Here is a 14,882-nt window from a genome sequence, read left to right as displayed (position 1 = left end):
ACAATAATGAGTGAATACGCACGTTACTTTACCGGCTACCCTGCCAATATCGTTGAGCAAGTATTAGGACTAATAAAAGCAGGAAAGGTAAGTGAGTATTTACTTAAAAAGTACCCGCAGGCGCATCGTATTACCAGTGATAAGTTACTGTATAGCTACGCCACTGAGCTTAAAAAGCAGTATTTAAAAAACGCCCCGCCATTTGGCCGCGCTGCGTTTAAAAAACAAGGTGATATGGTCACCAATGCGCTCGGAACTCACACCTATCGTATGCAAGGTAAAACCCGCAAGCACGATTTAGCAATAAACAGCGATTTATTGCACGCCCCTGAGCCATTATTAAAAGCATTAGTGGTGCACGAACTCGCGCATTTTAAGGAAAAAGACCATAACAAAGGCTTTTATAAATTATGCTGCCATATGGAGCCGCAGTACCATCAGCTAGAGCTGGATTTACGGATTTTTTGTGTAGCTATTGCGATGGGTGAGAATCTTTATGATTAGGTATGTATTTATTTCTACTTTAAACCTATTAGAGTTTATAGGTGACTTAAGCTCTATCAATATTTTACTTTTAAAAAGGAATTAAAATGGTTTTAAGGCAAGTTGGCTACTTTTTAGAATTTATATTAAAGATTCAACCAATACTTTTTTAATTATCAGTACATTCGCTGTTTATCTAAGTTTTAAAATGCTTTCCAATGCAAAAGCATCAAGAGTACATGAAGAAAGAATGAAGTTAGCAGAAGTGAAAATGAATATTAGGGCTTTGTTTGAAAAAGCGATGGATAACCTCACTGATACATATGATCAACATAATATAGTTTGTATGAAATTAGAAACCTCTTTTCCTAAATTCGCTTCTTTAAATGCAGATAAACTTAAAGAAATGCTTGAAGTATCAAAAATACAAAAAAAAGAGATGGAAGAGACTTATAGAAACTATATCGAAAATGTTGAAAGTTCGATTGTTTTAGAGGACTCAATAAAGTTTCTTTTGCAACTTCAAGGTAGCTATTGTGCTTCGCCTAGGCATAATTTATCTACTGAAAAGTATTTTGATGATATGTTAAAGAGAGCTGAACATTTAGAGAAGTTTCATTCTAACAGTAGAACAGACCTTTTTAGAGATAAATGTGACTTTCACAATTAGATATTTGTTTTAAATCAAAAAACGCGATACGAAATCGCGTTTTTATAATTTACTGATAGCTACACACTGACGGCTCAAAAGCTCGTTGGGTTTCGTTTCACTCAACCCAGCCTACGTAAAAACGTTAAAGCCCTAATTCGGCCATAAAGTCGTCGTCGCTATCATCTTGCTTTGGCTGTTTTGCTTTTTCTTTATCCGCTTTTTGCTTGGCTTCGTTTGCGATAATGTCGTCTGGGTCTACAGCTTCTACAATGTCAAAATCGTGAAGTTTAATAAACTCTGTTTTATCCATCGCTAATTCTAAATAGAAGATATTTTGATTGCGAGTCGTAAACGTTACACGGCGAGCTTGCGGGCGATCCATAGTGGTATCAACCGATATTTGCACTTGCTTATTAATAGCCATCATTTTTGGCTGGTTTTGGGTAATAGAGGTATGCAGCTGTTCACGCACTTTTGACGTGAAGTCGCCCACTATTTGGTTCATCAACTCACCCATCACGTTTGAAACGTCATCAGATAAGTGACTATGTGCGATTTCGTCTTCTGGCATGCCCATATTGCGCATGTAATCGCCATAAATTTCCATCGCCGCTTGCGCCGTAAAGTTGGTAACAACTAAGCCGGTAAAGCCCCCGTCAAATAAAACAAAACAACCTATGTCTGGTCGCATACATGTGCGGGTAATTTTTTGCACCATGGCTGAATAGCTGATCTCGTTGCCGCTGGCTGATGAAAGTACACCCGTTACTGAGTGGCATAATGTTGCTAATATATCGTCGGTACTAATAACCTTACTTTTGCTCATTTAATAATCTCTTTTATACTTATTCTTCATAATTCTAGTCAAGCTACTGAATTTATCACTGACTATCCAGCATAAAATGTTAAAATAGCACTATTATTTTCAAAGAGACTGCCTTCGTGAGTATAAAAGACAGTATTTATGCCTCTGAGCAACAAGTAAAAGACTTTAGTTTTGATCAAAACGTGGTTGAAGTATTTCCCGACATGATCCAACGCTCGGTACCCGGTTACGCCACCATAGTAAGTACCATGGGAAAATTAGCTGGTGAGTATGCTCAGCCAAATTCAAATTTGTATGACCTAGGCTGCTCGTTAGGGGCGGTTACCCTAAGTATGCGCCGTAATATTCAAACTGATAGCTGTCATATTATTGCTGTAGATAACTCACAAGCCATGGTGGAGCGTTGTAAGGTCCATTTACAAGGGTTCAGATCTGATGTTCCTGTAACGGTTACATTAGGTGATATTAACGAGCTTGATATTCAAAATGCCTCAGTAGTAGCGATGAATTTTACTCTGCAGTTTATTCCACCTGCGCAGCGCAAAGCGGTACTTGAAAAAATATACGCTAATTTAAAGCCCGGTGGCGTTTTGCTATTAAGTGAAAAAATTAAAGCCGAAAACGAGCAATGTGATAACTTACTGATTGACTTGCACCACGACTTTAAACGTCATAATGGCTACTCTGAGCTAGAAATAAGCCAAAAGCGTACCGCCATTGAAAACGTAATGCGCCCCGATACACTTAGCACACATACACAACGTTTAAGCGACATTGGTTTTAGCCAAACGCAAGTGTGGTATCAATGTTTTAATTTTTGCTCAATGGTAGCAATTAAATAATTTAGAGAGTGACACATGTCTGCATGGTTTAACCAATTTTACGCTGCTATTGCACAAAGCCCACTTAGCCACTGGCTAGAAACCTTGCCTGCGCAATTAAAGCATTGGCAACAAGAGGCCAGCCATGGCGATTTGCCTCAATGGCAAAAAGTACTAAAAAACTTACCTGAGGTATCAACAAACCAAGTTGATATTGTCAGCAAAGTAGCAATAGGCGCGCCTGGCGAAATGACTGAAGGCGAAAAAAAGCAAACCACGCATTTATTAAAACGCATGATGCCTTGGCGAAAAGGTCCATTTAATGTGCACGGTATCGATATTAATACAGAATGGCGCAGTGACTGGAAATGGGATCGACTCCTACCGCATATTGAGCCATTAAAAGGCCGTACTGTATTAGATATTGGTTGTGGCTCGGGATATCACTTATGGCGTATGCGCGGTGAAGGTGCACAGTTTGTGGTGGGTATTGACCCATCTGACTTATTTTTGTGCCAGTTTCAGGCAATTAAACACTTCAACCCTGATGAAAACGTGCATTTATTACCATTAGGTGTAGAAGCCCTGCCAGAGCTTAAAGCATTTGATACGGTATTTTCGATGGGAGTACTTTATCACCGTCGCTCACCTATCGACTTTTTAGCGCAATTAAAGGCACAGCTTCGCCCTGGTGGTGAGCTAGTACTTGAAACTTTAGTTATTGAAGGCGATGAAAACACCGTTTTAGTACCGACCGACCGCTACGCAAAAATGCGTAATGTATGGTTTATTCCAAGCACTGCGGCATTAAAATTGTGGATGGAACGTGTTGGCTTTAAAGATGTGCAAATTAAAGATTGTGCTATTACAACGCTCGACGAGCAGCGTAAAACTGACTGGATGGAAAACGAATCTTTAGTTGACTTTTTAGACCCTACTGACACCAGTAAAACCATTGAAGGCTACCCTGCTCCACTTAGAGCGATACTTACAGCAAAAGCCTAATTTGTAGTATTAATTTTTATTTTCATGTTAAAAAGCGCCATTGGGCGCTTTTTTTGTTTACTAATGCAACAATTAGCGGACAAGTGTCCTTGTCTTTAAAATCAAATATAGATTTCAACTAGCCGCGCTCCTGCAATTGTTGTAAAATACGCGCGTTTCTAAGTAAGCATCAAAACAACTATTTTGAGGAAAACCTGTGAGCGAACAAAAACAGTCTCTAAGCTATAAAGACGCGGGCGTAGATATCGACGCTGGTAATGCACTTGTTGAGCGTATTAAAGGCGTAGTTAAAAAAACTCGTCGTCCTGAAGTGATGGGCGGAATTGGTGGTTTTGGCGCACTTTGCGAAATTCCTGAAGGTTATAAGCAACCTGTACTTGTAGCAGGCACTGACGGTGTTGGCACTAAGTTACGTTTAGCAATTGACCTTAAAAAGCACGATACCGTAGGTATCGACTTAGTTGCGATGTGTGTAAATGATTTAATAGTACAAGGCGCTGAACCCCTGTTTTTTCTAGATTACTATGCAACGGGTAAACTAGATGTAGACACAGCAGCCGACGTAGTAACCGGTATTGGTAAAGGTTGTGAAATTTCAGGTTGTGCCCTAATTGGTGGCGAAACAGCTGAAATGCCAGGTATGTATGATGGTGAAGACTACGACATGGCAGGCTTTTGTACCGGTGTGGTAGAAAAATCAAAAATTATTGATGGCACTAAAGTAGCCGCAGGCGATCAGCTAATTGCGCTTGCTTCTAGTGGTCCACACTCAAACGGTTTCTCACTAATTCGTAAAGTATTAGAAGTCTCTAACGCTGATACTAACCAAGTGATTGATGGCAAAACCTTAGGTGAGCACCTTTTAGAACCAACACGCATTTACGTTAAGCCATTACTTGAGTTGTTTAAGCAAGTAGATGTGCATGCGCTTTCGCATATTACTGGTGGCGGTTTTTGGGAAAATATCCCTCGTGTATTACCTGAATCTGCTAAAGCGGTTGTTAAAGGTGATAGCTGGCAGTGGCCTACTGTATTTAGTTGGTTGCAAGAAAATGGCAATATTACCACTCACGAAATGTACCGCACATTCAACTGTGGCGTAGGTATGGTGTTAGTTGTACCTGCAGATCAACTTGATAACAGCATAAACATTTTAAAAGATCTTGGCGAAAACGCATGGCACCTTGGTGAAATTCAAGATGCGGTTGCGGGCGAAGAGCAAGTTGAAATTGTAGGTGGTGCTGCGTAATGGCACCCACTCGTCTAGTAGTTTTAATCTCAGGCAGTGGCTCAAATTTACAAGCCATTATTGATGCCTGTGAAAGCGGCGAGATAAACGCTCATATTGCGGCTGTTATTAGTAATAAAGCAGACGCATATGGGTTAGAGCGTGCAAAAAGTGTAGGCATTGCTACGCAAGTACTGAGTCATAAAGAGTTTGACTCACGCGAAGCTTACGATGCCCAGTTAATGCATATAATTGACTCTTTTGAACCAAATCTAGTTGTATTAGCTGGGTTTATGCGTATTCTAACTCCTAGCTTAGTGCAAAAATATGTTGGAAAAATGTTGAACATTCATCCATCTTTGTTGCCTAAGTACCAGGGGCTGAATACCCACCAAAGAGCAATTGATGCAAAAGACGACGTTCACGGCGTTAGTGTTCACTTTGTAACTGAAGAATTAGATGGCGGACCCGTTATTCTTCAAGCTAAAGTGCCTGTATTAGCAAACGATACAGCAGACACGCTCGCTAAACGTGTGCATGCGCAAGAGCACATAATTTATCCTTTGGTGGTCAAGTGGTTCAGTGAACAACGACTTACGATGGAAGCAGATTATGCAGTTCTTGACGAAAAACAACTTCCTGCACACGGCGCGCACTACCCAAAATAAAAAATTAAGTGCTTGGCTACTATGTGCGGGCACTTTATTACTTCCTACCAGCCTGATTGCAGGCGAGTTAACCCAGTACCAAGCTAGTTATGATATTTTGCGCAAAGGCACTAATCATGGCAAAGCCGAGCGTGAACTAAAAAAACTCGATAATAATAACTACCAAGTCACTTACCACAGCGATATTGAATGGATGATTTTCTCTGACTCACGTCAAGAGTCATCAACCTTTAGCTTTATGAATGATAAAGTAGAGCCTATTGATTACACGATGATCCGCACAGGCACTGGGCCTGACAAAAAGTATGAAATTAACTTTGACCGTCTAACCAAAACTGTTACCAGTAACACCAGCGATTACCCGTTAAAATGCCAATGGCATGATAACTTCCAAGATGGTATTTCTTATCAAGTACAAGTTCGTGAAGGTCTTAAAAAAGGCAAAACCAACTTCTCGTTTCCGTTGGTTGATAAAAAAGGTAATTGCCGTGACTACGACTTTGAAGTGGTAGAAACCGAAATGATTTCTCTGCCTATAGGTAATGTAGAAGCAGTGAAAGTTAAACGCTTATACGATAACGATAAACGCCAAGCTTTAGCCTGGTTTGCCCCAGAAATGGATTACATGCTAGTGCGCATGTGGAAGGGTGAAAAAGGTGTGGAGCAGTTTGAAGTGCAAATGAAATCGTTTACCGTGATCAACCCACCTGCTTTACCTGCAGAAGTGAAAAACGAACTATCACCAGAGTAAATTGCTTACAAGGTGAAAGGCCCAAGTGTGACGACCATAACTTGGGCTTTTCATTTTAATACTTAAATTTAAAACTTTAAGCTGGGTTTCGTTTTACTCTACCAAGCTACATTAATTCACCCATTTTAAATAACGCAAACTCTCCTGGCTGCATTTTTTGCCAGCGCTCATCATTCGTCAAAGGCCTTGTGGCTATAACCGTCACTACATCGTTTGGCGTGGTTTCTTGTTGAAAGTCGACCACCATGTCCGCATCAATCAATGTAGCTTTACCAAATGGCGCACGGCGCGTTATATAGTGTAAGTTATTAGTACAATACGCTAAAACAAATACACCATCGGTCAATAACATATTAAATACGCCCTTTTCACGCAGTGTATGCGAAAGCTTGGCGGCATATCTAAAAACCGACGCCATATTACTTGGACGCTTTGGGTATTTTTCGCGAATTTTGTCAAGTAACCAACAAAAAGCGAGTTCACTGTCGGTGTTTCCCACAGGTCGATAATACTCTGGTTTTAAATCGTGATAATTTGAAAGCTGCCCATTGTGTGCATAGGTTATTTCGCGCCCCCACAACTCTCGGGTAAACGGATGAGTGTTTTCAAGACACACCCGACCACGATTCCCTTGGCGAATATGACTAATAACCGATACGCTTTTAATTGGGTACGCTTTTACCAGCTTTGCTATTTCTGACTGGTAACTTGGCTCTGGATCTTTAAAGGTTCTGCAGCCTTTACCTTCATAAAAAGTAATACCCCAGCCGTCTTTATGCGGGCCAGTATTTCCACCACGCTCCAACAACCCTGAAAAACTAAAACAAATATCCGTTGGCACATTGGCTGACATGCCAAGTAATTCACACATAAAATAAATAAACCTTTAAAAAGCTAAACATAGAATATCGTTCTATTTTTAATAAGCGTACACTGATCATCATAAGTATATTTACTTAATTAAACTTATATTACTACTAGATTAATTGATTTTTTTAATGCTTATATTTTTTTATGATAAGCCAAAATAAACGATTACAGCCAAACTGTTCGTATAACATACAACGCATTGTAATAATCGTACCGATAACTACACTTTAATCTAAGTAATGTACTTGAAACTTAGCGTTACTAGCGCTACTCTAAACGAGGTGGTCTGACCTCTATTAAGGAATTAGCAATGACACTCATATTTACACTTGGTTTAATCGCACTGCTCAGCATTGCGCTTTACCACAGAGCGAGTTGGAACACAGCACTTGGTGTTTCTGCCGCAACATTATTAATTGGTACCTTTGCTGGTGCTTTTGGTTTAATTAGCTGGGTGATCTTTTTAATCATCGCAGTGCCTCTTTCAGTTACTGGTATTCGCCAGCAATACATTATCAAACCTATTTTCACCATCTTTAAAAAAGTAACACCGAGTATGTCTGACACCGAAAAGTCAGCAATCGATGCGGGTACTACGTGGTGGGAAGCGGATTTATTTTGTGGTAATCCAGATTGGAAAAAGCTTCACCAGTATCCAGTTCCAAAACTTACTATTGAAGAGCAGGCATTTATCGACGGCCCTGTTGAAGTTGTATGTAGTATGCTTGATGATTGGGAAGCTACGCATGAGCTGACTGATTTACCTCAGGATGTATGGCAATATCTAAAAGATAACAAGTTCTTTGCCATGATCATTAAAAAGGAATACGGCGGCTTAGAATTCTCTGCATTTGCACAATCGTGTGTACTGCAAAAACTAACCAGTAAATCAACATTGCTTTCGTCAATTGTTGGTGTACCTAACTCGTTAGGCCCAGGTGAGCTATTACAGCACTATGGTACTGAAGACCAAAAAAATCATTACTTACCGCGTTTAGCAAGCGGTCAAGAAATTCCATGTTTTGCACTTACCTCGCCAGAGGCGGGTTCTGATGCAAGCTCAATTCCAGACTACGGTGTAGTTTGTAAAGGGCAATGGAATGGCGAAGAAGTAGTTGGTGTAAGCCTTACATGGAACAAACGTTACATAACACTTGCGCCTGTAGCTACGGTACTTGGTCTAGCATTTAAGTTACAAGATCCTGATGGATTATTAAGCGACGTTAAAGAGCCAGGTATTACCTGTGCACTTATCCCAACAGATACCCCTGGGGTAGAAATTGGTCGTCGTCACTTCCCGCTTAATGTGCCGTTCCAAAATGGCCCTACTCGCGGTAAAGATATTTTTGTACCACTTGATTACATTATTGGCGGTCCAGAAATGGCTGGTCAAGGCTGGCGCATGCTAGTTGAATGTTTATCGGTTGGTCGTGCTATTACGTTGCCGTCAAATTCAGCCGGTGGCATTAAAATGATTGCAGTAGCAACCGGTGCTTATAGCCGTATTCGTCGTCAATTCCGCTTACCTATTGGTAAAATGGAAGGGGTTGAAGAATCAATGGCTAAACTTGCTGGTTATGCTTACAGCTCAGACGCTGCAGTAAGCATGTCTACGGGCGCGGTTGATTTAGGCGAGAAGCCATCAGTTGTGTCGGCGATTATTAAGTACCACCTTACCGAGCAAATGCGCGATTCAACCATTCATGCAATGGACGTGCTAGGCGGTAAAGGGATCATGCTTGGGCCAAATAACTATTTGGGTCGTGGCTATCAAGGTGCACCTATTGCCATTACCGTTGAAGGTGCAAACATCTTGACCCGTAATATGATTATTTATGGTCAAGGTGCAATTCGTTGTCATCCATTTGTACTTACCGAGCTAGGTGCGTGTGAAATTGAAGACCGCGAAGAAGCGCTTAACGTATTTGATAAAGCGCTAATGGGTCACATTGGCTTTACCATGTCTAACCTTGTACGTACTAAGTGGCTTGCGCTTACTGGCGCTCGCTTTACTAGCGTGCCATACAAAGACGAAACTGCAGAGTTTTACCGTATTGCGTCTCGCTTTAGTGCATCACTTGCACTTATGTCAGACATTAGCATGGCGGTATTTGGTGGTTCTCTTAAACGTAAAGAACGTATTTCAGCACGTTTAGGCGACTTATTAAGTTACCTTTACTTAGTATCTGCAACGCTAAAACGTTACAACGACGAAGGCCGTAAAAAAGAAGATTTTGCATTGGTTCAATGGAGCTGTCAGGATCACCTTTACCACTGCCAGCGTGCACTTGCTGATTTAATCAATAACATGCCGTCGGCTCCACTACGTGGTGTTTTAAAAGTATTGTTATTCCCGTTTGGTCGTCCGGTTCGTAAACCTACCGACAAACTTGAGCACAAACTAGCGCAGTTGTTACAAGTTCCTAGCGAAACACGTAATCGTTTAGCAAGCTATGTATACCTTACAAACGAACCGCTTAACCTTGTAGGCCGTCAAGAGCAAACGCTTAAAGACGTTCTAGAAGTAGAGCCATTGTTTGAGCGTGTATGTAAAGAGAAAGGCGTAAAGCTGCCATTCTTCCAGCTTGATAAAGTGGCGCAAATGGGTTTAGAAGCGGGTATTTTAAGCCAAGCAGAAGCCGATAAGCTCGCTGCAGTAGAAAAAGATCGTCTAGACGTGATTAATGTTGATGACTTTGACCCTGCAGATTTACTTGCTGGCAAAGCAGCGCGTAATAGCAAAGCTAAAGCTAAAAAGGCAGATGCTGCTTAACTTTACTAATAAAAGCTAAGCAACACACCTGTTATAACCATCCAAACCAGCGCATAATGCGCTGGTTTTTTTTGCGCTAAGGCCTGTTGTAGTAAACACCAAACAACCCCTATTACTAGCAATAAGCAATTTGCTTGATTAAATAAAGCCACAAAACCAACCAGTGCGAGTAATAATACAATTAAGCTAGGAATAAATAAGCTAACAAAGAATGCTGTTTGCTTATTCTGCATGTTAAAAAACACACTGTACTGCTGATATAGGTGACGACAATCAAATTGTAGTGAGCTACTAAATAACACCACAAAGGCAAGTGACAAAATACTGAATATAGCAGCTAAATCAGCGCGCTCTTGTAACAACACCTTGGATGCCATAAATACACATAGTAATAAAGCTCCTCGCCATATCAAAGCCCAGCTATTATGCATAAAAAATAACAGCCAAAAGCCTGTAAGTGAATTCAACTTTAGCTTAGCTGTAGCATTAAAAGGGACCATCAAGGTACTTAGCGCAAACAACAGAACAAAGCCGCTATGATAAAGCAATGGACTGACATCAAGCGGTAACGTTGCCCAAACTGCGGATAACAAAAAACCATAAACCAGCGCTATTGGCTTGTATAAACATAAAATGCCGAGCACAAATTGCAATAGTAAAAACAACCAGAAATGCGGCACTCTAAGCCACTGACTCACACTAAGATCAATCGCGATAATGAGGCTCGCAATCAACCAGCCATTGCTTAAAAGTAAAAGCTTTATACCCATAAAACCAAGCCAATATCGCTTCACCAATGTTTGTTGAAAGGCACGTTGAGCGCTGTTTTTTATAGCAGATTTCATTGCGCTCAACATGACACTTTGCAACAGCAAATACAGCCAAGCCATCTGTGCACCATACTGCGGTGCATCGCTGCTATCGATAATTTTTCCCAGCCCTAAAAACAACAGTAAAATCATACCAAGCATGGCAGAGCCAAGTACCACTAGAAATAACAAGCCAAAGTTTTTAAGTTGCAACAATAATTGCGTGAGTTCAGTTTTGTAAGCCTGATAACGATAATCCATAAAAGAGCGATATTGCCCGATTGATTGTTTTAAGTTTGCAATCATAACGGTATACACTCAAAGCCACGCTCAATAAATGGCGCTGGTTCATGGCAGGTGATGACTATTTTCCCATGTGGCTTATCTATTAGATATTCATCAAGCAGTACTAATAAATACTGAATACTGGCTTGATCAAGTGCTGCGCTGGGTTCGTCTAGAAGTAAATAAGGTGCATCACGCATAAGCGCTAAAATTAACTGGCATTTCTTTTGATTACCTGACGACAGCGCATCAAAACGAGTATTTAAAAATTCATTGAAATTAAACCCATCTATTATTGTCGTTGGCCAATCACAATCCAGCGTATTCACGGACAAGTTAATAATTTGCTTTGCCGTAAGAAAGTCAGGTAAAGCAATACAGTCTGAGGCTATAGCAACTTGTTTATGCGGTTCGGTTAATGCTTTTTTAGAAAATAAAATCTGCCCACTTTGGCGCGTTTCGAGCTCTGCCAACATCAACAACAACGTTGTTTTACCTTGGCCATTAGGCGCTTCAATGCATATTTTAGGTGCACAAAACTGCACACTATAGCCACTGTACAATACGTTTTCAGCAAACTGTTTATGTAACCCAATGACTTATATCATAAATACTCCCTGATTTTGAAAGTGAATTATAACTGGTTTTCTATTTTCGTGGGCTACATGGTTTGTAACACTTTATTGCAGTTCGAATAGGCTAATTACTTGCGTTTAAAAAACGTTCGGTTAACACTAAAAGTCTATAATTATAATCCAAGGAATGTATCTATGAAAAAAGCCCTCAAATTTGCTTGTATTACCTGTGCAGTATCAATTGCATTAACAGGTTGCAGTCAATCTAATAATTCAGCCTCTACCCCTGTGGCAACTGAGCAAAAACAACAAGTAAAAACCTATAACGCTAAAACCTTTTTTGATACAACATCTATCATGGGCAGTAGCTTTTCCCCGACTGGCGATAAAGTTCTAGTTAGTAGCGATGAAAGCGGTATTTACAGCTTGTATGAAGTTGACATAAAAACAGGTAGCAAAACGCGCCTAACCAATTTTGAAGACAGCACCTACCCTATTCGCTATTTCCCAAATGATGAGCGTGTACTATTTACCAAGGACTCAGGCGGTAATGAGCGCTACCATGTTTATGTGCGTGAAGTTGATGGTTCAATCAAAGATTTAACTCCAGGGGAAGAAACCCGCGCGAGTTTTGCAGGCTTTACTAAAGATGGCAGTCAGTTTTTTATTACCAGTAATCAACGCGATGCCAAGTTTATGGACTTGTATCGTGTAGATAGCAAAACCTATAAAGTCACGCCCGTTTATCAAAACACACAAGGACTAGATGTGGGCGCAATTAGCCCCGATGGACGCTACATTGCACTGTCTAAAAATAATACCAATAAAGACAGCGATACGTTTATTCTTGATACCTATAAGAAAACCCTCAAGCCGCAATTAATTTCAAAACACGATACACCAGCACAATATACGCCTGAGACCTTCTCTGTAGACAGCAAATATTTATACTACTCAACAGACGCTAAAGGAGAGTTTTCAGAGGTGTGGCAATATGAGCTCGCCACAGGCAAGCACAGCCCAGCATTAAAAGATGATTGGGACGTTAGCTTTATTTACTTTTCTAAATCTGGGCGTTACCAAGTAAGCGGTGTAAATGCTGATGCCAGCACAAAGGTCACAGTAAAAGACACGCAAACAGCGGATGAAATTGCCATGCCTAAATTACCTGCGGGAAATCTACGTGGTGTGAATTTCTCAAGCGATGAGAAAACCATGGCGTTTTATTTAAATTCAGATACCTCACCAAGCAACTTATTTGTTTGGCAAGTTGGCAGTAATGAAGCCAAGCAACTTACCAACACATTAAGTGAAGATATAGATCAAAACGACTTAGTAGAGAGCACCATTGTGCGCTTTAAAAGTTTTGATGATTTAGAAATACCGGGCGTATTATACAAACCAAAACAAGCCAGCAGCACCAATAAAGTACCTGCACTTATTTGGGTGCATGGCGGCCCAGGTGGGCAAAGCCGAACTGGTTATAGCGCAATGCAGCAACATTTAGTTAATCATGGCTATGCTATTTTTGCCGTCAATAACCGCGGTAGCTCAGGCTATGGTAAAACATTTTTCCATTTAGACGATAAAAAACATGGCACCGATGATCTACAAGATATTGTCTACGGTAAAAAACACTTACAAAGCCTAGATTGGGTCGATGCAGATAAAATCGGCATCATGGGTGGTAGCTACGGCGGCTTTATGACCGCAGCCGCGCTTGCCTTTGAACCGGAAGAGTTCAAAGTAGGTATCAATATTTTTGGTGTGACTAACTGGGTACGCACACTGAACTCAATTCCACCATGGTGGGAAAGCTTTAAAAAGGCGCTATACGATGAAATGGGCGATCCTGCCACCGATGGTGAACGTCACCGTGCTATTTCACCGCTATTTCATGCCGATAACATCACTAAGCCTTTAATGGTTATTCAAGGTGCTAATGATCCACGCGTATTACAAATTGAAAGCGATGAGTTGGTTGCTGCGGTTAAAGCTAATGGTGTGCCAGTAGAGTATGTATTATTTGATGATGAAGGCCACGGTTTTAGCAAAAAAGAAAACCGTATCAGCGCCTCCAACGCCTACCTAAACTTTTTAGATACTTACTTGAAAGAACGCTTTGGCCCACAAGGGTAATTGTAAGCCAATTTATATTAAAGCCTGCTGCGTTTTCATGTACGCAGGCTTTTTATTGCTTGGTTAATCTAGGTTCCAGTAAAGCGAGCGCCAAACCAAATACAGCAGCAAAAATACCTAAAAACTCAAACCAACTATTGCCTGCATGTGGCATAGTCCGCGAAAGCTCATTTGCAGTATAAACACGTTTACCTCCCTCAACCTCTTCAACAAATGATTCACCGACATACTCATCCATTAACTTAAAACTTGGTACCCTTCTGGCCAGCATTTCCCGATTTTTCTCATCTCTTTTTTCTCGATTCGACTCAATAATATAATTGCTCCAATGAGTAAAAACATTCAGAGGTTCACCTGTTTTGATCACACCTTGTGATTTATATTCGTAAAAGCGCTCATTGAACACATAGTTTTTATGTCCTGCATAAAACAATGCACAACCAATAGATATTAAAAACATTGCGAGATAAATAACCTTACGCTGTGTGGCTGAGCTCTTTACTGCTTTACTTTTATACCACAGCTCTACATCTGGTATTTGCATCAGTCTAACTTTATCGTGACTCGATACTAGTGGCTTCATAAACTCATCAATTGAAAGATCTAATGCTATCAATAAAGCTCTAAATATTTCATTGGAGGGAATTGATTTATCGTTTTCAAGCTTGGATAAATAACTCTGCTCTATACCCGCTTGCTGGGCAAATTCAGGTTGGCTCAATTTTTTATTATTTCTTAGCTGCTTTAATTGCTGACCTAATGTACTCATCTTAATGCTTCCTTTTTTAAAGTGAGATTAGATTCTTGGTAATTCATGCAGAGATAAGAAGCTGAATATTAAAGAATAGCCAAGAATATTAGCAGGTTAGTATAGAAGAGTCGAGCTGATAGCTGATAGCTGATAGCTGATAAAAAATTATGTTAGGATTTATTAATAAGGAAATTATTTATTGCTTGTTATTGAGGAAATAACAAGTGGCGGAGTGGACGGGACTCG

14 protein-coding genes are annotated in these 14,882 nt (G+C 40.4%); 9 read left to right on the top strand and 5 right to left on the bottom strand.

Annotated features, from left to right (window positions below; genetic code table 11):
• Positions 1-6 precede the first annotated feature (6 nt).
• Positions 7-504, top strand: a complete 498-nt coding sequence (locus CWB77_RS15155; protein ID WP_138623440.1) for a M48 metallopeptidase family protein — start codon at positions 7-9, stop codon at positions 502-504.
• A gap of 229 nt (positions 505-733) precedes the next feature.
• A complete protein-coding gene (locus tag CWB77_RS15150) occupies positions 734-1,153 on the top strand; it encodes a hypothetical protein (protein WP_171043284.1) in 420 nt (139 codons plus the stop codon).
• A gap of 124 nt (positions 1,154-1,277) precedes the next feature.
• On the opposite strand, the gene CWB77_RS15145 is transcribed toward CWB77_RS15150, so the two are convergent.
• Positions 1,278-1,961, bottom strand: coding sequence for a DUF3334 family protein (locus CWB77_RS15145; RefSeq protein WP_010391441.1), 684 nt, complete (start codon positions 1,959-1,961; stop codon positions 1,278-1,280).
• Between the two features lie 116 nt (positions 1,962-2,077).
• On the opposite strand from CWB77_RS15145, the gene cmoA reads away from it, so the two are divergent.
• The 5 genes from cmoA (at position 2,078) to CWB77_RS15120 (ending at position 6,434) form a co-directional block, all read left to right on the top strand.
• Complete coding sequence (gene cmoA, locus CWB77_RS15140) at positions 2,078-2,803, top strand: carboxy-S-adenosyl-L-methionine synthase CmoA (RefSeq protein WP_008111640.1); 726 nt, start codon at positions 2,078-2,080, stop codon at positions 2,801-2,803.
• A gap of 15 nt (positions 2,804-2,818) precedes the next feature.
• A complete protein-coding gene (cmoB, locus tag CWB77_RS15135) occupies positions 2,819-3,787 on the top strand; it encodes a tRNA 5-methoxyuridine(34)/uridine 5-oxyacetic acid(34) synthase CmoB (RefSeq protein ID WP_010391439.1) in 969 nt (322 codons plus the stop codon).
• A 196-nt stretch (positions 3,788-3,983) separates the two neighbouring features.
• On the top strand, positions 3,984-5,036 hold the full coding sequence (purM, locus tag CWB77_RS15130; protein WP_055011761.1) for a phosphoribosylformylglycinamidine cyclo-ligase: 1,053 nt from the start codon (positions 3,984-3,986) through the stop codon (positions 5,034-5,036).
• Positions 5,036-5,683: a phosphoribosylglycinamide formyltransferase gene (purN, locus tag CWB77_RS15125; protein ID WP_054202175.1), complete on the top strand. Its 648-nt coding sequence runs from the start codon at positions 5,036-5,038 to the stop codon at positions 5,681-5,683. Before purM ends, purN begins: the two co-directional genes overlap by 1 nt.
• Positions 5,637-6,434, top strand: coding sequence for a DUF3108 domain-containing protein (locus CWB77_RS15120; protein ID WP_041709110.1), 798 nt, complete (start codon positions 5,637-5,639; stop codon positions 6,432-6,434). Before purN ends, CWB77_RS15120 begins: the two co-directional genes overlap by 47 nt.
• A 106-nt stretch (positions 6,435-6,540) precedes the next feature.
• Here the strand turns inward: CWB77_RS15120 and CWB77_RS15115 are convergent, their stop codons facing one another.
• On the bottom strand, positions 6,541-7,305 hold the full coding sequence (locus CWB77_RS15115) for a class II glutamine amidotransferase (protein ID WP_008111650.1): 765 nt from the start codon (positions 7,303-7,305) through the stop codon (positions 6,541-6,543).
• Positions 7,306-7,614: 309 nt separating this feature from the next.
• Between CWB77_RS15115 and fadE the strand changes: the two genes are divergently transcribed.
• Entirely contained in the window at positions 7,615-10,077 is a 2,463-nt protein-coding gene (gene fadE, locus CWB77_RS15110) for an acyl-CoA dehydrogenase FadE (RefSeq protein WP_010391432.1), read from the top strand.
• Between the two features lie 5 nt (positions 10,078-10,082).
• Here fadE and CWB77_RS15105 read toward each other — a convergent pair whose 3' ends face one another.
• Positions 10,083-11,192, bottom strand: coding sequence for a DUF6136 family protein (locus CWB77_RS15105; protein WP_138623436.1), 1,110 nt, complete (start codon positions 11,190-11,192; stop codon positions 10,083-10,085).
• On the bottom strand, positions 11,189-11,716 hold the full coding sequence (locus CWB77_RS15100; protein WP_249931442.1) for an ATP-binding cassette domain-containing protein: 528 nt from the start codon (positions 11,714-11,716) through the stop codon (positions 11,189-11,191). The genes CWB77_RS15105 and CWB77_RS15100 overlap by 4 nt, the downstream gene beginning before the upstream one ends.
• A gap of 225 nt (positions 11,717-11,941) precedes the next feature.
• On the opposite strand from CWB77_RS15100, the gene CWB77_RS15095 reads away from it, so the two are divergent.
• Complete coding sequence (locus CWB77_RS15095; protein WP_055011757.1) at positions 11,942-13,885, top strand: S9 family peptidase; 1,944 nt, start codon at positions 11,942-11,944, stop codon at positions 13,883-13,885.
• A 52-nt stretch (positions 13,886-13,937) separates the two neighbouring features.
• Here CWB77_RS15095 and CWB77_RS15090 read toward each other — a convergent pair whose 3' ends face one another.
• Positions 13,938-14,654, bottom strand: a complete 717-nt coding sequence (locus CWB77_RS15090; RefSeq protein WP_008111733.1) for a helix-turn-helix domain-containing protein — start codon at positions 14,652-14,654, stop codon at positions 13,938-13,940.
• Positions 14,655-14,882: the final 228 nt, after the last annotated feature.

The organism is Pseudoalteromonas sp. S1610, assembly GCF_005887465.1.
GTDB lineage: Bacteria > Pseudomonadota > Gammaproteobacteria > Enterobacterales > Alteromonadaceae > Pseudoalteromonas > Pseudoalteromonas undina.
This window is presented reverse-complemented; position numbering and strand designations above follow the sequence as displayed.